General features: G+C 42.8%; 21 protein-coding genes and 4 tRNA genes. 24 read left to right on the top strand and 1 reads right to left on the bottom strand.

Annotation, left to right across the window (positions count from 1 at the left end):
• The first annotated feature begins 24 nt into the window (after positions 1-24).
• The 14 genes from M1L62_RS27850 to M1L62_RS27785 all read left to right on the top strand — a co-directional run bounded on the left by M1L62_RS27850 (position 25) and on the right by M1L62_RS27785 (position 13,444).
• Positions 25-555, top strand: coding sequence for a DUF3341 domain-containing protein (locus M1L62_RS27850; protein WP_254562918.1), 531 nt, complete (start codon positions 25-27; stop codon positions 553-555).
• A gap of 13 nt (positions 556-568) precedes the next feature.
• Positions 569-1,177 (top strand): c-type cytochrome, encoded by a 609-nt coding sequence (locus M1L62_RS27845; RefSeq protein ID WP_254562917.1) that lies wholly within the window; start codon positions 569-571, stop codon positions 1,175-1,177.
• Between the two features lie 35 nt (positions 1,178-1,212).
• A complete protein-coding gene (locus M1L62_RS27840) occupies positions 1,213-2,553 on the top strand; it encodes a quinol:cytochrome C oxidoreductase (protein ID WP_254562916.1) in 1,341 nt (446 codons plus the stop codon).
• Positions 2,554-2,574: 21 nt separating this feature from the next.
• Positions 2,575-3,687, top strand: a complete 1,113-nt coding sequence (locus M1L62_RS27835; RefSeq protein ID WP_254562915.1) for a cytochrome c oxidase subunit II — start codon at positions 2,575-2,577, stop codon at positions 3,685-3,687.
• A gap of 29 nt (positions 3,688-3,716) precedes the next feature.
• Positions 3,717-5,597, top strand: a complete 1,881-nt coding sequence (locus M1L62_RS27830; RefSeq protein WP_254562914.1) for a cytochrome c oxidase subunit I — start codon at positions 3,717-3,719, stop codon at positions 5,595-5,597.
• On the top strand, positions 5,572-6,600 hold the full coding sequence (locus M1L62_RS27825; protein ID WP_254562913.1) for a COX15/CtaA family protein: 1,029 nt from the start codon (positions 5,572-5,574) through the stop codon (positions 6,598-6,600). The genes M1L62_RS27830 and M1L62_RS27825 overlap by 26 nt, the downstream gene beginning before the upstream one ends.
• 20 nt (positions 6,601-6,620) lie before the next feature.
• Positions 6,621-7,511: a heme o synthase gene (cyoE, locus tag M1L62_RS27820; protein WP_254562912.1), complete on the top strand. Its 891-nt coding sequence runs from the start codon at positions 6,621-6,623 to the stop codon at positions 7,509-7,511.
• A gap of 17 nt (positions 7,512-7,528) precedes the next feature.
• Positions 7,529-8,116: a cytochrome c oxidase subunit 3 gene (locus tag M1L62_RS27815; protein WP_254562911.1), complete on the top strand. Its 588-nt coding sequence runs from the start codon at positions 7,529-7,531 to the stop codon at positions 8,114-8,116.
• Positions 8,117-8,129: 13 nt separating this feature from the next.
• The gene (locus M1L62_RS27810; RefSeq protein ID WP_254562910.1) at positions 8,130-8,900 is read left to right on the top strand and encodes a cytochrome c oxidase subunit 3; all 771 of its coding nucleotides are present in this window, start codon (positions 8,130-8,132) and stop codon (positions 8,898-8,900) included.
• 27 nt (positions 8,901-8,927) lie between these two features.
• Positions 8,928-9,257, top strand: a complete 330-nt coding sequence (locus M1L62_RS27805) for a cytochrome C oxidase subunit IV family protein (protein WP_254562909.1) — start codon at positions 8,928-8,930, stop codon at positions 9,255-9,257.
• Between the two features lie 12 nt (positions 9,258-9,269).
• A complete protein-coding gene (locus tag M1L62_RS27800) occupies positions 9,270-9,914 on the top strand; it encodes an SCO family protein (protein WP_254562908.1) in 645 nt (214 codons plus the stop codon).
• Between the two features lie 11 nt (positions 9,915-9,925).
• Positions 9,926-10,465: a DUF420 domain-containing protein gene (locus tag M1L62_RS27795; protein ID WP_254562907.1), complete on the top strand. Its 540-nt coding sequence runs from the start codon at positions 9,926-9,928 to the stop codon at positions 10,463-10,465.
• Positions 10,462-10,749, top strand: a complete 288-nt coding sequence (locus M1L62_RS27790) for a CAMCR motif-containing small membrane protein (protein WP_254562906.1) — start codon at positions 10,462-10,464, stop codon at positions 10,747-10,749. Before M1L62_RS27795 ends, M1L62_RS27790 begins: the two co-directional genes overlap by 4 nt.
• Before the next feature lie 166 nt (positions 10,750-10,915).
• Entirely contained in the window at positions 10,916-13,444 is a 2,529-nt protein-coding gene (locus M1L62_RS27785) for a glycosyl hydrolase (RefSeq protein ID WP_254562905.1), read from the top strand.
• 58 nt (positions 13,445-13,502) lie between these two features.
• On the opposite strand, the gene murI is transcribed toward M1L62_RS27785, so the two are convergent.
• Complete coding sequence (gene murI / locus M1L62_RS27780) at positions 13,503-14,312, bottom strand: glutamate racemase (protein ID WP_254562904.1); 810 nt, start codon at positions 14,310-14,312, stop codon at positions 13,503-13,505.
• A gap of 254 nt (positions 14,313-14,566) precedes the next feature.
• On the opposite strand from murI, the gene M1L62_RS27775 reads away from it, so the two are divergent.
• The 10 genes from M1L62_RS27775 (at position 14,567) to nusG (ending at position 20,080) form a co-directional block, all read left to right on the top strand.
• Entirely contained in the window at positions 14,567-15,157 is a 591-nt protein-coding gene (locus M1L62_RS27775) for an RNA polymerase sigma factor (RefSeq protein ID WP_254562903.1), read from the top strand.
• The gene (locus M1L62_RS27770; protein ID WP_254562902.1) at positions 15,138-15,938 is read left to right on the top strand and encodes a hypothetical protein; all 801 of its coding nucleotides are present in this window, start codon (positions 15,138-15,140) and stop codon (positions 15,936-15,938) included. Before M1L62_RS27775 ends, M1L62_RS27770 begins: the two co-directional genes overlap by 20 nt.
• Positions 15,939-15,957: 19 nt before the next feature.
• Complete coding sequence (locus M1L62_RS27765; protein ID WP_254562901.1) at positions 15,958-17,079, top strand: hypothetical protein; 1,122 nt, start codon at positions 15,958-15,960, stop codon at positions 17,077-17,079.
• A gap of 165 nt (positions 17,080-17,244) precedes the next feature.
• A tRNA-Tyr gene (locus tag M1L62_RS27760) sits at positions 17,245-17,327 on the top strand.
• Positions 17,328-17,386: 59 nt separating this feature from the next.
• Positions 17,387-17,459: transfer RNA gene (locus tag M1L62_RS27755), tRNA-Gly, on the top strand.
• 158 nt (positions 17,460-17,617) lie between these two features.
• Positions 17,618-17,689 (top strand) — tRNA-Thr (locus M1L62_RS27750).
• A gap of 234 nt (positions 17,690-17,923) precedes the next feature.
• Positions 17,924-19,111 carry an elongation factor Tu gene (tuf, locus tag M1L62_RS27745; RefSeq protein ID WP_254562900.1) on the top strand — a complete coding sequence of 396 codons (1,188 nt, stop codon included), beginning with the start codon at positions 17,924-17,926 and terminating at the stop codon, positions 19,109-19,111.
• Between the two features lie 101 nt (positions 19,112-19,212).
• A tRNA-Trp gene (locus M1L62_RS27740) sits at positions 19,213-19,283 on the top strand.
• A gap of 18 nt (positions 19,284-19,301) precedes the next feature.
• Positions 19,302-19,493 (top strand): preprotein translocase subunit SecE, encoded by a 192-nt coding sequence (secE, locus tag M1L62_RS27735; protein WP_137341234.1) that lies wholly within the window; start codon positions 19,302-19,304, stop codon positions 19,491-19,493.
• A gap of 32 nt (positions 19,494-19,525) precedes the next feature.
• The gene (gene nusG, locus M1L62_RS27730) at positions 19,526-20,080 is read left to right on the top strand and encodes a transcription termination/antitermination protein NusG (RefSeq protein WP_254562899.1); all 555 of its coding nucleotides are present in this window, start codon (positions 19,526-19,528) and stop codon (positions 20,078-20,080) included.
• Positions 20,081-20,095 lie beyond the last annotated feature (15 nt).

Here is a 20,095-nt window from a genome sequence, read left to right as displayed (position 1 = left end):
ATAATATTTAACATTAGTATAAATATGGCAGAATTATCTGGTAAATATCTAGTTGGAGTCTACGACGATGACGATACTGTATTACATGCAGTACCAAAGCTTAGAAAGGCCGGAGTGAAAATACAGGAGGTTTATTCACCTTTTCCGATTCACGGACTGGATGATGCTCTTGGTCACCCACGTACAAGAATAGGGATTGCAGCCTTTATGTTCGGTGTTACCGGATGTTGCGTGGCCTTAACCCTGATGATATGGACTATGGGGATTGACTGGCCGATGATTATCGGTGGTAAGGATTCAATCTCTCTTCCTAACTACATCCCGATTACATTTGAGTTAACCGTACTTTTTACAGCATTCGGTATGGTTATTACATTCTTTATCTCAAATGGACTGGGACCCGGTACGCATTTCCACGAAAGATTTGACGCTCGTGCTACGGACAACAAATTTGTAATGGCAATCAACTTGGGTAGAAATTCAATGAGTGAAGATGAAATATCCCGTGCACTAAGAGATAGCGGTGCAGAAGAGGTTAACATCAAACAATTTTAATGTGCTTGGATCGATGAAATTGAAAAGTTTATATAAGTATTCAATAGCCTTTGCTATTATTCTGATTGCAGCTGTTAGTTGTAAGCGTGATCCTAGCAACCCTGGTAAAGAATATGCTCCGAATATGTACCTGCCTGTTGGTTATGAACCGTACAGACAGGAGAAAGCCAATCCAATTAACCCAATGGGATTGACAATGCGTCTGCCGGTTGAAGGAACTGTTGCCCGTCGTAATTACAAGACGACTTTTGGTGACGGAGATTCGGCGAAAGTAGATTTGATGGTTTACAACATTCCTGCTGATAGCATTTCTATCTCAGAAAGAGTATTGAAAAACCCGGTACCTCTTAACGAAAAATCTTTAGCTGAGGGTAAAGTTTTGTTTGAGAGATATTGCCAGCATTGCCACGGGGCAACCGGAGCAGGTGACGGAAAGGTAGCTGCTATTTATAAAGGGGTTCCTAATTACGCAAGTGACGCTTACAAAAACCTTAATGAAGGACATATTTTCCACGTAATTACCTACGGTAAAGCACGTATGTGGCCTCATGGTTCGCAAATTAATCCTGAGGAGCGTTGGAAAATTGTACATTATGTACAAAAGCTGCAAAAAGGAGCATAGTCTATTTTTGATAACTGAGAAATAATATTTGAATAATGGCATCAGCACATTCGATTCCTTCTATTGAAGAACGGTTTGAATTCACTTCGGGAGCTAAAAGAAACCTTATAATTGGAGGCGCTATTGGAGCGGCTCTGGTTGTAGTTGGTGTCTATTTAGCAGCAAACGGTGGAGGTGGACATGAAGCAGAAGCGGCACATGGTGCAGTGAACGCTATAACCGGTCACGCTGCGGCTGGACATGAGGCGGCAGGTCACGCTGAGGAACATCATGTTAGCTGGTTAACCCGTATCTGGGCAAACCTTTGGGTAAATGCAGTATACTTTACTGGTATATCTGTGGTAGGTATGTTCTTTATATCTTATAACTATCTTGCACAAGCAGGATGGTCAGCTGTATTTAAAAGAGTTCCTGAGGCAATGCCTGCATTTTTGCCAATTACAGGTATCGTAATGCTCGCAGTGTTCTTTTTAGGTGGTCACGATCTTTTTCACTGGACACACCCTGAGGTCTACGAAGTAGGCGGACCTGAATATGATGAAGTATTGGCTGGAAAAAGCGGCTACCTTAATACACCTTTCTTTGTAGGGCGTATGATCGTTTACTTCGTTGTATGGTATCTGATGTGGAGAAAGATTCGTCAGTTTTCTTTGGAAGAGGATCAAATCGGAGGTACAGAATTATATGATAAATCTATACGTTTAGGAACAGCATTTCTTGTTGTGTTCGGTGTTACATCTTCTACATCTGCGTGGGATTTTGTAATGTCAATCGATCCGCACTGGTTTAGTACCATGTTTGGATGGTATACACTGGCTAGCTGGCACGTAGCCGGACTGGCAGTGATTACATTGACAGTTGTAATGTTAAGAGAAAGAGGTTATTTGAAAGCGGTTAATTCAAGCCACCTTCGTGACCTTGGTAAATTTGTTTTCGCGTTCAGTATTTTCTGGACTTATGTATGGTTTGCTCAATTCCTTTTGATCTACTATGCCAACCAGCCAGAAGAGATTATCTATTTCATCGAGCGTTTCAGAGGACACGGAAGTATTTTCAAAGCTCCTTTCTTTATCACTTTGTTCCTTAACTTCTTCTTGCCATTCCTTGTATTGATGACAAGAGATTCTAAGTTTACGCATTCGATTCTTAAAGTAGCTTGCTGGAGTGTAATTATCGGCCATTATATGGATTTTTACACGAACATTATGCCAGGTAGTGCTGGAAATACAGCGGGATTTGGCCCGTTAGAGTGGGGATTCTTTATTGTCTTCATTTGTGGATTTGTTTGGTCAATGGCGACTCAATTGGAAAAGGCAAATTTGATTCCAAAGCACCATCCAATGTTGGAAGAGTCATTGCATCACGATATCGCCTAATTTGCTTAACCTGTTATTATCATGTATTTTATCATCGCATTAGTTGCCTTAGTTTTTGTGGTTCTCACGGTTGTCGTGGTAACCCGGCTGCAAGATGTTCTCAAGAATGTTAAGAAACCAGAATCAGCTGATGAGACTCCGTCAGGAAACAGCTGGAATGGTGCAATGTTTATTGTACTTATTATTGCTGCGGTAGTAGGGATAACCTGGTCTTATCTGCATGCCCGTGAACACTTCCTGCCGATCGCTTCTTCAGTACACGGTAGAAGAACGGACGACCTGTTCTGGTTCTCGATGGGAGTGCTTACGATTCCTTTCATATTTGTAAACTTTTTGATTTTCTTCTTCTCATGGAAGTATCAGTTTAAGAAAGGTAACAAAGCTGCCTTTTATCCTGATAACCACAAATTGGAGTTAATCTGGACTATTATTCCTGCAATCGTAATGGCCATGTTGGTTTTTACAGGTTGGAAAGCATGGTCTGATATTACATCTGAGGCTCCTGCCGATTCAGAAGTAATTGAAATTACCGGAAAGCAATTCAACTGGATTGTACGTTACGGTGGTGTTAACGACAACAAGCTTGGAAATTATAACTATAAATTGATCGACGCACAAAATGAAGTAGGTATCGATTTGTCTGACGAAAATTCTTTCGATGACTTCTTGAACCCTACGGAAATGCACATTCCTGTTGGCAGACCCGTTCTGTTGAAGATTCGTGCCCGTGACGTTTTGCATAGTGTTTTCATCCCACACATGCGTGTTAAAATGGACGCAGTGCCAGGTATGCCAACGAAATTCTGGTTTGTACCGGACAAAACAACAGCTGATATGCGTGCCGAGCTTAACGACCCTAATTTCAAGTATGAAATTGCTTGTACTGAGGTTTGTGGACAAGGTCACTTCTCAATGAAGATCAATTTGGTTGTTGAAGACGAAGCTTCTTACAAGAAATGGTGTGCTGAACAAGCTACTTTCTTGCAGACTTACCCGGAATATCTTGCGAAAGTGCCAGACAATTTGAAAGCTAAGGCAATGAAAGGTTTGCCAGCTGATACAGCTGCTCCTGCTGACAGTGCAAAAACTGCTTCGACAGGTGGAGGAATTGGAACAAGTGCGGCTCTTCGCTAATTTTATTAATTTAAATACAAAACAGGCATATGTCAGCTATTGAAGGATTGGACACCGCTGTACACCACGAGGAACATGCGCACCATCACGAGCCACAAAGCTTTTGGCAGAAATACGTATTTTGTGAAGACCACAAAGTTATAGCTAAGCAATACCTTATCACAGGTATCGTTTGGGCAGTTATTGGAATTTCAATGTCGGTTATTTTCCGTATCCAATTGGGGATGCCGGATTCTAACTTATCCTGGTTGAAACCTATTTTAGGAGGCTGGATCAGCGAAACAGGTAAATTGGATCCGAATTTTTACCTGGCTTTGGTAACAATGCACGGTACTATCATGGTATTCTTTGTACTTACAGCTGGTTTGAGTGGTACGTTCAGTAACTTCCTTATTCCATTACAGATCGGTGCACGTGATATGGCATCAGGATTTATGAACATGTTATCTTACTGGTTCTTCTTCCTTGCCAGTGTGATCATGTTTGGTTCTTTGTTCTTACAGGCTGGTCCTGCTGCGGGTGGATGGGTTATTTATCCTCCGTTAAGTGCATTGCCACAGGCACACCCAGGCTCTGGCATGGGTATGACACTTTGGTTGATCAGTATGGCGTTCTTTATCGTATCTCAGTTATTGGGAGGTATTAACTACATTACTACGGTTATCAATCTTCGTACACGTGGTATGTCATTTGACCGTCTTCCACTTACAATCTGGTCATTCCTTATCACAGCGGTATTAGGTCTTATTTCTTTCCCGGTTCTTTTGTCATCAGTATTGCTGTTGATCTTTGACCGTCACTTCGGAACAAGCTTTTACCTGTCTGAAATTTATATCAACGGAGAAGCACTGCCTAACGTTGGTGGTAGCCCAATCCTTTTCCAACACTTGTTCTGGTTCCTTGGTCACCCAGAGGTATACATCGTACTTCTTCCGGGTCTTGGTATCACATCAGAAGTTATCGCGACAAACTCACGCAAGCCTATCTTTGGTTACCGTGCGATGATCGCGTCGATGTTGGGTATTGCATTCCTTGCCTTTATCGTTTGGGCTCACCACATGTTTGTAACGGGTATGAATCCTTTCCTTGGATCGGTATTTATGTTCCTTACATTGATCATTGCGGTTCCGTCTGCGGTAAAAGGGTTTAACTACATCACCACTTTGTGGAAAGGTAACATCGTTTTCACGCCGGCTATGCTGTTTGCGATCGGGATGGTTTCCTTATTCGTATCAGGTGGTTTGACGGGTATTATCTTAGGTAACAGTGCACTTGATATTCAATTACACGATACCTATTTCGTAGTAGCTCACTTTCACCTTGTAATGGGTGCTGCATCGGCTTTCGGATTGTTTGCAGGGGTTTACCACTGGTTCCCTAAAATGTTCGGTAAGATGATGAACACTACTTTGGGACAGATTCACTTCTGGTTCTCATTTATTGGAATCTATCTTGTCTTCATACCAATGCACTATGTTGGTATCGCAGGTTTCCCACGTCGTTACTACCAGTTTACAAGTTATGACTTCACGCACAAGTTTATGGACATGAACATGTTCATCTCTGTTGCTGCGATCTTGTCATTCCTTGCACAGTTTATCTTCTTGTACAACTTCTTCAGAAGCATTTTCAAAGGCAAAACGGCTCCGAAAAATCCATGGCGTTCAAACACCCTGGAATGGACTACGCCAATCGTGCCTGGTCATGGTAACTGGGAAGGTGAACTTCCTGCGGTATACCGTTGGTCATATGATTATAGCAAACCTGGTGCAAAAGAGGATTTCATCCCTCAGAATATACCTTATTCTCAAACACTGGAATCTAATTTCCCGCATGAGAACGAGCTGATTGCAACAGAAAAAGAGATTGAGGCTCAAAATTTTAATGACCAGTTTAACACAGCTCATTAATTCACGTGTCAACCGTCGTTTCCGGCGGTTGACACTGAATACTGTCATTACGCTTTACTGCCTGATTATGGTCGGTGGCGTGGTAAGAAGTACAGGTGCTGGTATGGGTTGTCCCGATTGGCCAAAATGCTTTGGTAGCTGGATCCCTCCGACAGAGGTCTCTCAGCTACCATTAAATTATAAGGAAATCTACGGAGCTAAACTGAAAGGCGAAGTGATTTTTAATCCCGTGAAAACGTGGATTGAATATGTGAACCGTCTTTTCGGAGCTTTTACCGGGATAATGATTTTTATTACCCTGCTGGCTTCAATTCCTTATCTTAAATCCAATAGAAAAAGCCTTTTCGTTTATAGCTTACTGGCTTTTATTTTGGTAGGATTACAGGGCTGGTTGGGAGCAAAAGTGGTCTCTTCCGAATTGCATCCGGTAATGATTACAGTGCACATGCTGCTCGCGATTGTTATCGTTTTCATTTTGATTTATCTGTATATCCGGTCTTCTTATTCAGAAGGCAAAGACGGAAAACCAATAAGCGGGAAAAACGTTATCAACAGGATAAGTTTTTTAGTCCTTTCATTATCTCTCATCCAGATTTTATTGGGCACACAAGTCCGCGAGTTGATGGATGAGGCGATCCGGGCGCTCGGTTACGAAGGAAGGGCAGAATGGATTGGAGAATTAGGAGTACCTTTTTATATACACCGCTCGTTTTCGGTATTGGTCCTTGTTTCGAACGTTTGGTGGATTAATAAAATTAACCGGTCGATAGCAGGGGAATCCAGAATAAAAGAAATGGGCAAAGGCTGCCTGGCTATTTTAGGTTTGGAAATATTGACAGGAATACTCATGGCTTATTTCGGGGTGCCGCCTTGGGCACAGCCAGTCCACCTGACATTAGCCATTTTAATGATAGGTTTGCAGTTCATGATGTGGTTATTGATGAATGCGGACAGGTTCTCCTGGAATAAAGAAATCGTTGAACTGAGAGGAGATTTAGTGTAGATCGGAAATTGAGTAAAGTAATGACAACAGCAGAGGAAAGCTTAGGTTTTAGTAAAGTTGGAGATAAAGTGAAGGCTTTGTTTGAATTGTTGAAATTCAGACTGGCTTCTTTGATTGCTTTTTCAGGTGCAATGGGATACAGCTTAGGTGCTTCGGACGTGAGCTGGACCAAAATGGTTCTTTTCTGTCTTGCATCCGTAGGTATTACCGGCGCTGCGAATATCATTAACCAGATTCTTGAAAAAGATCTGGATAAAATGATGAAGAGAACAGAAGGCCGTCCGCTGCCGAGCGGAAGGGTGACAGTGGAACAGGCGATTGTCTGGGCGATCTTTTTAGGTGTGGCTTCGCTGTTTATTTTCGTGGTATATTTTAATATGATCAGTGCACTGCTGGCTTTGTTATCGCTGGTTTTATACGGATTTGTTTATACACCTTTGAAACGTGTCGGTCCTATTGCGGTTTTCGTAGGGGCTTTCCCGGGTGCGTTTCCTCCAATGATTGGCTGGGTAGCAGCAACAAATCATTTTGGTCTTGAACCGGGCATATTGTTCGCGATTCAGTTCTTCTGGCAGTTCCCGCATTTCTGGGCTATTGCATGGGTTTTGGATGACGATTATAAGCGTGCAGGTTTTAAGTTATTACCGGCAAACGGTTTGAAAGATGCAGATACGACGATGCAGATCATGATCTACACGTTGTTCTTATTACCAGTAGGATGGTTGCCATATAAACTGGGTATGACAGGGATCAATTCGGCTTTTATAGCAACAGTGTTTGGCGTATTGTTTTTAGCGCAGACGTTCCACCTGATGCGGAAGTGTACGGATAAAACAGCTAGACAACTGATGTTTGGGTCTTTCATTTACCTGCCTATTGTTCAGATCGCGTTTTTGTTGGATAAATTGTGATATTGTTTTAAAGTGAAATGGAAAATATTCAGCATTTAAAAGTAGATAAAGAACCCAAGGAGACATTGGCGATGGATCCAATGAAGTTTATCCTTTGGTTGTTTCTGGTAAGTATTATCATGCTTTTTGCATCACAGACGAGTGCCTACCTTGTGCGCAGAGCAGAAGGTAACTGGCTTGAATTTGAGATGCCAAGGATTTTCTGGTATAGCACAGCTGTACTGATTGTGAGTAGCCTTGCCATGCAATGGGCATACTTCTCAGCAAAAAAAGATGATTTCAAATCATTGAAAATAGCAATTTCTATTACTTTTGTACTGGGTCTGGCGTTTTTGTGGATGCAGTTTGAAGGATGGAAACAGCTCGTTGCAATGAATGTTTATTTCGTTGGTAACCCGTCTGGTTCGTTTTTTTATGTGTTTACAGGATTACACGGGTTCCATATCATCAGTGGTATCATCGTTTTGATCTATGCATGGAGAGCTGTGTTTAAGCAGAAAGTGCATTCGAAAAATTTACGACAAATACAGATTTGTGCCACTTACTGGCATTTCTTAGATTTACTTTGGTTATACCTTTTTGTTTTTTTATTGACTTTTAATTGATAATTTTTCACCAATGGCTGCACATGTAACAACACCTGGCACGGTAGAACCCAAAATGTGGATGGGCGGGATCGAGCCTATGAGAGCAAGTTACGGGAAATTGATGATGTGGTTTTTCCTCATCTCGGATACGTTTACTTTTTCCGCCTTGCTGGTGGCTTATGGAACGGCTCGTTTTAGTTTTCCATCTTATCTGGGAAAAGCAGCTGATTTTACTTTTTCCAATGTGTATTGGCCAATACCTGAAAAGGTATACGAATCGGTTCCTTTCCTTCACGGAATCTCATTGCCGCTGGTATTTGTAGGTATCATGACCTTCATTTTGATTGCAAGTAGTGTTACAATGGTACTTGCCGTTGAAGCTGGTCACCGCATGGACCGTGCAAACGTTGAAAAATATATGCTTTGGACAATTCTTGGAGGTTTTACTTTCCTTGGTTGCCAGGCTTGGGAATGGGCTCACTTTATCCACGGAACCGATGCCGGTTCAGTAATGAAAGTTATTGAAAACGGAACATGGGTTGAGAAAGTGATTCACGGAGCTAATCTTACAGAAAACCAATACGGACCTCCTGCATTTGCAGACTTCTTCTTCTTCATTACAGGATTCCACGGAACGCACGTATTTAGTGGTGTTATTTTGAATATTCTTATTTTCTTCCGCTCTGCGACTGGTTTTTATGACAAACGCGGAAGTTATGAAATGGTTGAGAAAGTTGGTCTTTACTGGCACTTTGTAGACCTTGTTTGGGTATTTGTATTTACGTTCTTTTATCTGGTTTAATCGTCAGCTTATTTAATTCTAAATCATATGTCAGAAGTACATCATATACACGAGCAGGATCCTAACGCAGGTGCAGAACAGCGTAAAGCAATCTGGAAAACATTCTGGATTTTACTTATCCTGACGGCAATAGAATTCTTAATTGCCTTTACCGTACCTCACGGTACTTTGAAAGTTACGATTTTCATCGTGATGACCATTGTGAAGGCATTTTATATCGTAGGTGAATTTATGCACCTTAAGCATGAAACTAAATCATTGATTTGGTCGATACTTGTACCGGTAATTTTTGTAGCCTGGCTGATTTTAGCGCTTCTTTTAGAAGGACATGCTATCTTTGAAGCCATATTCAAGTAGAGGCTAGTCGTTATGATAAACTTCCGTAAAGCCGGATTACTGATTGGAACATTAGTAATTCCGGCTTTAATTTTTGTGTTTTTAAAGTTGTTCGCAACAAATCACTACGATTTGCCCTACTATCATCCGGAAGTTAATGCTGATGGAAGTGTTGTGGTAAATAATGGTGATACGCTGTTTTATACAGTCCCGGAGATATCGTTGAAGAAACCTGACAGCAGCGCGGGAAACGTCGTGTTTGGACAGGGGAAAGTCACAGTGGCGGGGTACTTGCCCGAAACATGTGACGATAGCTGCAAACTGCTCGTTAATCAGCTCGAAAGGTTATCGGTGCTTCGTGAAAATATTCAGAACCTGAAATTTCTTACGATCTGTCAAAAATGGAATACAGGAGATACGGATTATCCGCAGGGAATCAATACACCCGGATGGGACGTGTTGACAGGATCCAAGGCTGAAATAGACAGCGTGCTTCAAAAGGTATTGAAACTGCAAACAAAAATAGCGGGTTCGAAAACCAATTCGCTGGAATCGAAGTTAGTATTAATAGATGCCAACGGACATGTCAGGGGCTATTACAACGGGGCCGATTCGGAGGAGACAGACAGGTTGATGGCTGAAATTAAAATTTTGGATTACGAGAAAAAATCGAATTAATACGAATTGTTATGGCAACTGTATTGGTTGAAGAAAATAAAAAGTATAGAAAAGTTATTAACATACTGGCCATCGCAATTCCGGTTGCGGTTGCAGTATTGATAGGAATTCGTCAGAAGATAGATCTGGGACCATGGACAAAAGTTTTGCCCCACGTTATTGGTATGTTAAATACGGCTACGGCTATTTTGCTACTGCTGGGATTCTATTTTATCAAGGTTAACAACAGAAGCGCACATCGTTTGATGATGACGGCTGCGTTTGCTTTGGGTGCTGTATTTTTGGTATGTTATATTCTTTATCACATTTCCAACGAGTCTACACCTTTTGGCGGCTCGGGATTTATCAGACCCATTTATTATTTCCTGCTGATCTCGCATATATTATTGTCCATTGTGGTCGTTTGGTTTGTACTGAGAGCCGTCTATTTCGGTTATAGCAACCAGCTGGCAGAACACCGGAAAGCAGTTAAGTGGGCTTTCCCAATATGGTTATATGTGAGCGTAAGCGGTGTTATTGTTTATTTACTTATCAGTCCGTATTACTCATGAAAAAGTTTTTGGTGGTTTGTGGATGTATGATTGCTTTTTTTATGCTGACGATTCCTTCCACAATGGCGCAATGTGCTATGTGCAGAGGAACGGTGGAGAGCTCGATGGGCAATGGCCGGAATAATGTCGGTGTAGGTTTGAACACGGGTATCGTTTATCTTTTCATGATGCCATACCTGTTGGTTGCGGTGATTGGATACATGTGGTACCGGAATAGTAAAAAAACACAGCAGGAACGTCAATTTGTGACTGCGCGTGTGCAACAGGCTTTACATCAGAAATAAGGCGTTATAGATCTTATATCAGGCGGAATCATTCATTGGTTCCGCCTTTTTTATTTAGACGATTCAGACGGAGTCTTTTTAGTGGAATAAAAAAAGTTAAAAATAATTCCCGAATGTAGGTGTGTAATGAAGGGTTGAAGTCTTTACTGGAAAAAACAAGTTTGTGATGCGATCGATTATTTTATTTCTGCTGCTGATATGTTCCTTATCCGGGAACGCGCAAAGTATTTCAACTGCCAAGCCATGGACATACTGGTGGTGGATGGGTAGTGCCGTTAACAAGGAAGATATCACAGCACAGCTCGAACAATTTTCCCGGTCGGGTCTGGGAGGTGTTCATATCATTCCTATTTATGGTGTGAAAGGATACGAGAACGAGTTTGTTCCGTTTTTGACCGATCATTGGCTTGATGTAATGCAGCACACGGTTATTGAAGGGAAACGACTGGGTTTGGGTGTCGATATGACAACCGGTACGGGCTGGCCTTTCGGCGGACCGAATGTGACAAAACAGATGGCGGCAAAAACGATCAGTTTCAAAGACGGGAAATGGATAATCGTGCCGACGAAACAGGAAGTAAAACGCGCGGCGCCGGGTGGTGAAGGGCTGGTATTTGACCCGTTCCATCCGACAGCGATGTCAACGTACCTGACCCGGTTTGATTCGGCTTTTGTGCATACCAAAGAGCGGCCGCGTTCGATGTATATGGATTCCTACGAGGCATACGGTGCAAACTGGACTGATGATTTTCTAAGGGAGTTTAAAAAGCGCAGAGGATATGATTTGTCCAACGAGCCGGCGATGCTGACGGATACAACGGGTAAGCCGGGATCGGTTCTCGTGAAAATCGATTATCATCAGACACTGGCCGAACTGCTGCGGGAGCGATATGCACAGGTATGGACAAAATGGAGCCGTGAAAAAGGATTTTTAACAAGATACCAGGCGCATGGTTCCCCAGGTAACTTACTGGATCTTTATGACGAGGCAGATATTCCTGAAACGGAATCTTTCGGGACCAGCCGGTTCCCGATTCCGGGATTGCGGATTGACCCTGATTACTCCATAAAGCAATTTGGAACACCGAACCCGCTTGCGATGAAATTCGCGTCGTCAGCAGCGCATTTTTCTGGGAAGAAACTCGTGAGCTCTGAAACAGGTACCTGGCTTGCCAACCATTTTAAAGTTTCCCTTTCTCAGGTAAAACCGCAGATTGACGAATTGCTGACAGCCGGAATCAACCACATTTTCTACCACGGAACGACCTATTCTCCCGTGAAAGAATCGTATCCGGGCTGGTTGTTCTACGCGTCCACCAATTTTGGGCCTGCGTCACATTTTGCTGAGCACTTTTCTCTTTTGAATCAATACGTAGAGCGTTGTCAGAAGCTGTTGCAGGGAAGCCGTCCGGATAACGATGTACTGGTTTATTTTCCAATCCATGATCTGTGGTCAACGCCGGCTAAATCGGGTGGCGGGGTACACTTGCTGGAAGTTCATCACGTGGACCGTTGGTTGCTGCAACTGCCGTTTGGACAGCTTACGACAAAACTTTGGCAGGAGGGTTATGCTTTCGATTATGTTTCGGACCGTCAGTTGACAAGACTGTCGGTTGACCAGGCCGGAAATCTGGCTTCAGAAGGTTCGACCTACAAAACAATCATTATTCCACCGTCGACCTTCATGCCGGAAGAAACATTACGCGAGCTGGAACGTTTGGCAAAGGCTGGTGCCCGAATCGTTTTCGCGGACCATTTGCCGGAAAAGGTGACAGGTTATAACCTCAATGAAAACCGGCAGAAACAATTTGTTGCCAGTCTTGCCGCGTTGAAAAGTAAACATCCCAAAGTGCTGGTGGATAAAGACTGGCAGGCGGCGCTGCGCAAGCAAGGTGTCGTGCAGGAACAATGGGCAAAACAAGGCCTGACTTTTATCAGGAAAATCGAAAATGGAAAAGCGCTGTATTTTATTGCCAACGTTGGTAATACTTTCAGAGAGGGCTGGATAAGTCCTGGTAAGTTCAAAGGCAACGTGGAGCGATATGACGCTTTAAGCGATCAGTCGGTGACGCTGGCAGCCAGAAAGGAAAAAGGAGAAAATCAGATATTCCTAACATTGTTACCGGGACAGTCGTGTTTTCTGAGAGAATCGGATCAGCCAGCCGAGCAGGTAATCTCTTCCATTAACCCCAAAGAATACCCGCTGACCGGATCCTGGAATATTAATTTTGTAAAGGGAAAACCCTCACTTCCGGCGTCAGGTCAGCTAACCAAGCCGGGGTCCTGGGTTATCTTATCCGATACTGCCCGTTATTTCTCCGGCACTGCCCGTTATTCACTGGAGTTTGACGTTCCCTCAGAACTTTTATCATCAAAGACGATAACGCTGGATTTGGGAGATGTCCGGGAAGTGGCAGCGGTGAAAATAAACGGCAGGGATATTGGCACGGCTTGGTCGATACCGTTTCAACTCAGGTTAATTTCAGAATTGCTCCGGGAGAAGGGAAATAAACTGGAAATTGAAGTAACAAACCTGTCTGCGAATTATATGCGCCTTCGCGACAAACAGGCCCCGGACTGGAAGAAATTTTATGATATCAATATTGTTGATATCACATACAAAAAATTCAATGCAGAAAACTGGGAACCGATGCCGTCGGGTTTGCTGGGGCCGGTTAAATTTTTGTATCACTAAACTTTTCTGTCACGAATTTTTACGAAATCAATTCGTGAAAATTCGTGACAGAAAGCATCTACTCCCACAACGGGTAATGTTCAAGCTGGATCTGCTGCCCGAAAAATATATTGGTGGATTGCTCGAATGAAAGGGTATAGTCAGAGACATAAAACTGACGTTTTCCCGTGCCTTTTTCATTGACAAGGTAATGCTGTTCCAGCCATGCCCGCAGCGAGTGGGCTACAATTTCCGAAGTATCCAGAATTTCTACATCTTTTCCATAATATTTGCTGATCTGGTTTTTAATCAACGGGTAATGTGTACACCCGAGGATTAAGGCCTCAATGCCATTCAGCGCGGGATCTGACAAATAGCTTTCGATGATGCTTTCACTGATGTTATTGTCGAAAAAACCTTCTTCGATCATCGGTGCAAGCAAAGGTGTTGCGAGCGATTTCAGATTGATGTTTTTCCCAAGCGCATCCACTTTCTTTTTATAGACATTGGACAAAACCGTTTGTTTGGTGCCGATCAGTCCCACAGTTTTGCCTTCGTAATGCTCCTTGATATAGTCAACCACCGGGTCAATTACATTCAAAACCTTTGCTTTACTCCCAACATACTCCCGTACGAGCTCAAAAGAAGCGGCCGAGGCAGAATTGCAGGCGATCAGTATCAGCTTACAATTTTGCTGCAAAAGCATATTGCAGATCTTGATTGAATAAGCCTGTATGGCTGCGGTTGATTTGTCTCCATAAGGCAAGTGGGCAGTATCTCCGAAATAAATGGTATTTTCATTGGGTAAAAGACGTGTTACCGCACTGGCGACGGTCATACCGCCGATACCGCTATCAAAAATGCCAATGGGCGCTGAGGAATCGAACATGGAGTTAATCAGGAAAAATAGTTAATCGGCTATAAAACTAAATGAAGGTTTGTAATAATTCCTTTGAATGAAGTAAATATATTTTATCGTGAAAAATTTAAAATCTGGCTATTTTGTAATGTTCTGATAATTAGCATTTTAATACTTGGTAGTAATTGAGAACGTGGCCAGAATGGAAATTATTTAAAAAAATGAAACCGGTTGTGCAACCTCAGGGATAGGTTTTCACATCTTACCATTGAAACAACATTAGAATGGGTCGAATTTTATCATTTTTTAACCAGGAAGCACAGCTGATCAAAGCACTCCGGCAGGAAGATGCCAGGGCGCAGAGACAGGTGTACGAAAAGTATGGCCCGCGCATGCTGGGGGTATGCTTTCGTTATCTGGGTGATGAAATGACGGCCGAGGATGTAATGGTGGAGGGTTTTCTGAAAGTGTTTGGGAAAATTGATCAGTTCAGTGGCGATGGAAGCTTTGAGGGGTGGATGAGGCGGATCATGGTGAATGAGGCACTTGGGTGGCTGCGGAAAAGAAAACAAATGCCGGAAGATATTTTATCTGACGAAGCGGCCAATATTCCGGACTACAATTACGCAGACCAGAATATTGAAACGCAGGAGCTCCTGGATATTATTGAAAAGCTTCCGGTTGGTTATCGCACAGTGTTTAATTTATATGCAATTGAAGGTTATGCGCATAGCGAAATTGCAGAGTTGTTAGGTATTACCGAAAGTACATCGAAATCCCAGTTACACCGCGCCCGGGCATTGTTGCAAAAAATGGTGGTGGAATGGGAAAATGATTTCAAAAAAAAATTGAATTATGAAAAAGCATCCGGTTGATGATCTTTTCAAAAAGAGACTCACTTCATTGGAGAAAAAACCTACTGAACTGGCTTGGAAACGGATTCAGGAAGGACAGAAGAACAAATCGCGGCGAATGGCGGCGTGGGTATGGTATGCAGCGGCGAGTGTGATGCTGACGATGATCACGGGTTATCTCGTGTGGCAAAGTAGGGATAGTATTTCTTCTCCTGGCGGCAACGTCGAAATGGCCAGGACGGAAAAAGTTATTCCGGATATAAAACCATCGGCCGATTCATTAACCGGGGAAAGGCAAACCGCCGAAGACGGACTTATCGCAAATCTGCCGGCTGTGAAGCCACCTGTTTTGGCGGGAGTAAAAGTGGAAAATAAGGAGATCGTTAGAAAACCTTCTGTTAAAACCAATGTAGAAGAAAACAAACCGGATAACCAGCCGCAGATACAGATCGCTAAAATTGAAACGGCAAAAACAAACGAGGTAAAAGTGGATAAGCCTGAAATTCAGCAATCCATAACATCAGAAAAGGTTATACCGAAAGCGCCGGAGCTTGCCCGTGTTGACGAGAAAAAACCAGACCGTACGATTATCGTAGAGGTTGAAGAGCCGGTGAATGAGCAGAAAGAAAAAGGAAAACCCTCACGGTTTGCCCGGGTATTTCGTCAGCTGAAAAATGTAAGAGAGGCTGAGCCGGTGGATTGGGATGATGTTGGATTTAATCCGAAAAGTATAATTGCAAGAGCAGATGACCGAACTAATGATGATGAAAAAGTTTCAGGAAAACGTGAACGGAAAAATTAATCGGTAACCCCCTTAAGTCATGAAAACTAGAATCATTTTGGTATTTGCGCTGCTGATGTCGCTGACAGAAGTGATGGCGGTAAAAACAATTCCTCCAACGGACAAGAAACCATCACCCAACGACTCCATTATCGTAAGATTTGGTAATAAAACGAGAATGGTCATTTACGGAGAGAATAAGAAAGAATTGGAGAAAATCCTGAAATACGATCTGAACGCTTTGCTGAAAGATTTGAAAGTCCGTCTGGATAGTACGCAGCAGGACACCACGCTGATCGTGGAGGAGTTTAGCGGGGACGATTATCTCAAAAATAAGCCAGACCTGGGAGACGACAAAAATTATGTCCGGATCGGGAGACGGGGCTTGCAGATTAAAAACGGGAATAAGCGTGTGGCCGTTAACGATGATGACGTGGATGTGTCGGACGATAACAACGGAAATTTCAACTACGGAAGGATCGGGCAGGCAGCCAAAGCATATGTCCCCACCTGGGGATCGAGTCCGCGCAAAGGCTTTAACATCGGGCTGGGGCTGAACACCTATGGCAGCAATACGCCCATGACATTAAGTTCGGGTGCGGTAAATGAAATGCCTGATCTAAAACCATTTGCATCACGATACATCAGCCTTGGATACATTGCTTCCACCACGATTGCCCGGGGTCAAAAAGCGAGGCTGAGCTTCGATTTCGGAATTGATTTTTCCTGGTATAACCTGATGTTTGAAGGCAACAAAAAAATAGTAAAATCGCCGGATGGTATTGTCAGGTTCGAACCGCTTATGGACGAGCAGGGGAATAATGAGATCGCGTTAAAGAAAAACAAATATGTGCTGCCGTTTGTGAACCTGTCGTTCATGCCGACGCTCAGTTTCCGGAGATCGTTCATATCACACATCACGGCTGGTGTTTATGGCGGGTATCGCCTGGGGAGTTATTCCAAGATTGTTGCGGAAGGAAGTAAGGACAAGAAATTCGATCGTGTCAACTTTTTTGCCAATGATGTCAGGTATGGCGTGGGATTTGAACTCGGTATCCGCAGGTTCCCCGATTTGTTCGTGAACTACGATTTAAACGAACTTTATGAGACAAATCACGGACCGGCCGTAAAAATGTTGAGTTTTGGAATAAAATTATTTTAATTATAACCTGTTGATTTAGTGCCTGCTAGAATTTTATTTCTGGCAGGCACTAAATTTTTTTGAAAATATTTTTCCAAATAAGTTGCAGCGTATTGAAAAAGGACATAATTTTGCAGCTCCAAAAGTGAGACAAGAGATTTTCACGGTTGTGTTGAAATGTTGAAAGGGGGTGTACCAGAGTGGCCAAATGGGGCAGACTGTAAATCTGCTGGTGTATGCCTACGGTGGTTCGAATCCATCCGCCCCCACAGTTAGTGTCGAAGTTTTCTTTGTGATTTACCAGAATAAAGAAAGACACAAAACAAATGCGGAAGTAGCTCAGCTGGTAGAGCGATAGCCTTCCAAGCTATAGGTCGCGAGTTCGAACCTCGTCTTCCGCTCAATTAAGACACCGTCAAGCGATCAGCGAAAAACATTCATTTTGAAGCCCTTTCGCTGGTCGCTTTTGGCTGTTGTTTAAATTGGGCCATTTTTGATTTAGGTCAAAAAGAGCCCGGCGAAATGTTAAGCGTAACGTTTCGGGAAATGATGAATTTTTGCTGTTGTAGCTCAGGGGTAGAGCACTTCCTTGGTAAGGAAGAGGTCAGGGGTTCAAATCCCCTCAATAGCTCAGAGAGAGGAAGATTCACTCGATAGAGCATTTCCTTGGTAAGGAAAAGGTCAGGGACGGTCCGCCGCCCGGTTCAAATCCCCCATAGCTCAGGAGTATTTACTCTTTAAGATTTTGATTCTTTGCATTTAGTTTTATTGGTTTTGAAGGGCTTGGTAAATGTAAGCTAAACGGAATCAATCATTAGTGTTTAATAAATTCGTAATAACTTCAAATTTTAAGCGTACTTAGGACATGGCAAAAGAGACGTTTGACCGCTCGAAACCCCACGTGAATATTGGTACTATCGGGCACGTTGACCACGGTAAAACTACCCTTACAGCGGCAATTACAACTGTATTGGCAAAAAAGGGTTTAGCAGTATTGCGTGATTTCTCATCAATTGATAATGCACCTGAAGAGAAAGAACGTGGTATCACAATTAATACATCACACGTAGAATACGCAACAGCAAACCGTCACTATGCACACGTTGACTGTCCAGGTCACGCGGATTACGTGAAGAACATGGTTACTGGTGCTGCTCAGATGGATGGAGCTATCATTGTAGTTGCTGCAACTGATGGTCCTATGCCTCAAACTCGTGAGCACATTCTTTTGGCTCGTCAGGTAGGTGTTCCTCAACTAGTAGTATTCATGAATAAAGTGGATATGGTTGATGATCCAGAACTACTTGAACTTGTTGAAATGGAAATCCGTGAGCTTTTGAGCTTCTACGATTATGATGGAGACAACATTCCAGTTATCCAGGGTTCTGCTTTGGGTGGATTGAATGGCGAAGACAAATGGGTTAAAACAATCGAAGAATTGATGGACGCTGTTGATAGCTACATTCCAATTCCTCCACGTATGACTGATCTTCCTTTCCTTATGCCTGTTGAAGACGTATTCTCGATCACTGGTCGTGGTACTGTTGCAACTGGTCGTATCGAACGTGGTGTGATCAACTCTGGTGAAGCCGTTGATATCTTGGGTATGGGAGCAGAAGGTCTTAAATCAACCGTAACTGGTGTTGAGATGTTCCGTAAAATCCTTGACCGTGGAGAAGCTGGTGATAACGTAGGTCTATTGCTTCGTGGTATTAACAAAGAAGATATCCGTCGTGGTATGGTTATTTGTAAACCAGGTTCAGTAAAACCTCATGCGTCTTTCAAAGGTGAAGTTTATGTACTTTCGAAAGAAGAAGGTGGACGTCACACTCCATTCTTTAACAAATACCGCCCTCAGTTCTACTTCCGTACAACTGACGTAACAGGAGAGATCACTCTTCCTGCTGGTGTTGAAATGGTTATGCCAGGTGATAACGTTACAATCGACGTTAAATTGATCAGCAAAATCGCTATGGAAAAAGGTCTTCGTTTCGCGATTCGTGAAGGTGGACGTACCGTAGGTGCAGGTCAGGTAACTGAGATTGTTGACTAATCGAGATAAAAATAAAAAACAAGTGCGTTTCTTTTGAAATGCACTTGTTTTTTATAAAAATAGTGTATCTTTGCAGCCCGAAACATTGGTTCGCACGGAATACGGGTGTAGTTCAAGGGTAGAATAGCGGTCTCCAAAACCGTTGATGGGAGTTCGAATCTCTCCACCCGTGCAAAAGTAAAAAGCAACAATGGATAAATTTACTTCGTTTCTAAAAGCATCTTGGGAAGAAATGACCGAGCATGTTACGTGGCCTCCCTTTAACGAGCTTCAGGCGAACACAACATTAGTGCTTGTTGGATCTCTCATTTTTGCCTTCGTGGTAGGAGTGATGGATTTTGTCTTTGAAAACGCACTCAGACTGTTTTATCAGTCTTTCTAAGGTATTTTTTTTAGCGACACCCCCTGAATGGTATGAGTGGTTTAAATTGGTTTGTATTACGTGCTGTGTCAGGACAAGAGAAAAAAATCAAGTCCTATATCGAGAATGAGATAACACGGCAAAAACTCACAGAATTCGTTCCGCAGATTCTTATTCCTTCTGAGAAGATCTATGAGATGCGTAACGGAAAAAAGAGAGTTCGGGAAAAGAATTTCTTTCCTGGATACATTATCATTTCAGCTGATTTATCAAAAGGTGAAGTGTTACACATCATTACCAGTATTCCTGGTGTGATTGGTTTCTTAGGAAACGCGGAAGGAAATTCCAAAGTGCCGGTGCCGTTACGTCAGTCAGAGATCAACCGGATTTTAGGTAGAGTTGACGAAGCGGAACAACACGAAGAAGCACCAAACATGTCTTTCATGAAAGGCGAAACCGTAAAGGTGGTAGATGGTCCGTTCAGCGGGTTTATCGGTTTGGTGGAAGAAGTATTTGATGAGAAGAAAAAACTCAATGTAGTTGTAAAAATATTCGGGCGTAATACACCCGTTGAATTAAGTTACGCACAAGTAGAAAAGGATAATTGATCAAGAGAACGGGCA

Source organism: Dyadobacter diqingensis (assembly GCF_024220585.1).
GTDB lineage: Bacteria > Bacteroidota > Bacteroidia > Cytophagales > Spirosomataceae > Dyadobacter > Dyadobacter diqingensis.
Note: the sequence above shows the minus strand (reverse complement) of the source record. Positions and strands in the feature narration are given on the sequence as shown.

Excerpts from the sequence above, each read along its gene's own strand:
- M1L62_RS27805 (WP_254562909.1), top strand. The coding sequence starts at position 8,928 with ATGTCAGAAGTACATCATATACACGAGCAGGATCCTAACGCAGGTGCA.
- cyoE (WP_254562912.1), top strand. The coding sequence starts at position 6,621 with ATGACAACAGCAGAGGAAAGCTTAGGTTTTAGTAAAGTTGGAGATAAA.
- M1L62_RS27810 (WP_254562910.1), top strand. The coding sequence starts at position 8,130 with ATGGCTGCACATGTAACAACACCTGGCACGGTAGAACCCAAAATGTGG.
- M1L62_RS27775 (WP_254562903.1), top strand. The coding sequence starts at position 14,567 with ATGGGTCGAATTTTATCATTTTTTAACCAGGAAGCACAGCTGATCAAA.
- M1L62_RS27835 (WP_254562915.1), top strand. The coding sequence starts at position 2,575 with ATGTATTTTATCATCGCATTAGTTGCCTTAGTTTTTGTGGTTCTCACG.
- M1L62_RS27795 (WP_254562907.1), top strand. The coding sequence starts at position 9,926 with ATGGCAACTGTATTGGTTGAAGAAAATAAAAAGTATAGAAAAGTTATT.
- M1L62_RS27800 (WP_254562908.1), top strand. The coding sequence starts at position 9,270 with ATGATAAACTTCCGTAAAGCCGGATTACTGATTGGAACATTAGTAATT.
- nusG (WP_254562899.1), top strand. The coding sequence starts at position 19,526 with ATGAGTGGTTTAAATTGGTTTGTATTACGTGCTGTGTCAGGACAAGAG.
- M1L62_RS27815 (WP_254562911.1), top strand. The coding sequence starts at position 7,529 with ATGGAAAATATTCAGCATTTAAAAGTAGATAAAGAACCCAAGGAGACA.
- M1L62_RS27770 (WP_254562902.1), top strand. The coding sequence starts at position 15,138 with ATGAAAAAGCATCCGGTTGATGATCTTTTCAAAAAGAGACTCACTTCA.
- M1L62_RS27830 (WP_254562914.1), top strand. The coding sequence starts at position 3,717 with ATGTCAGCTATTGAAGGATTGGACACCGCTGTACACCACGAGGAACAT.
- M1L62_RS27850 (WP_254562918.1), top strand. The coding sequence starts at position 25 with ATGGCAGAATTATCTGGTAAATATCTAGTTGGAGTCTACGACGATGAC.
- M1L62_RS27845 (WP_254562917.1), top strand. The coding sequence starts at position 569 with ATGAAATTGAAAAGTTTATATAAGTATTCAATAGCCTTTGCTATTATT.
- tuf (WP_254562900.1), top strand. The coding sequence starts at position 17,924 with ATGGCAAAAGAGACGTTTGACCGCTCGAAACCCCACGTGAATATTGGT.
- M1L62_RS27785 (WP_254562905.1), top strand. The coding sequence starts at position 10,916 with ATGCGATCGATTATTTTATTTCTGCTGCTGATATGTTCCTTATCCGGG.
- M1L62_RS27825 (WP_254562913.1), top strand. The coding sequence starts at position 5,572 with ATGACCAGTTTAACACAGCTCATTAATTCACGTGTCAACCGTCGTTTC.
- secE (WP_137341234.1), top strand. The coding sequence starts at position 19,302 with ATGGATAAATTTACTTCGTTTCTAAAAGCATCTTGGGAAGAAATGACC.
- M1L62_RS27840 (WP_254562916.1), top strand. The coding sequence starts at position 1,213 with ATGGCATCAGCACATTCGATTCCTTCTATTGAAGAACGGTTTGAATTC.
- M1L62_RS27790 (WP_254562906.1), top strand. The coding sequence starts at position 10,462 with ATGAAAAAGTTTTTGGTGGTTTGTGGATGTATGATTGCTTTTTTTATG.
- M1L62_RS27765 (WP_254562901.1), top strand. The coding sequence starts at position 15,958 with ATGAAAACTAGAATCATTTTGGTATTTGCGCTGCTGATGTCGCTGACA.
- murI (WP_254562904.1), bottom strand. The coding sequence starts at position 14,312 with ATGTTCGATTCCTCAGCGCCCATTGGCATTTTTGATAGCGGTATCGGC.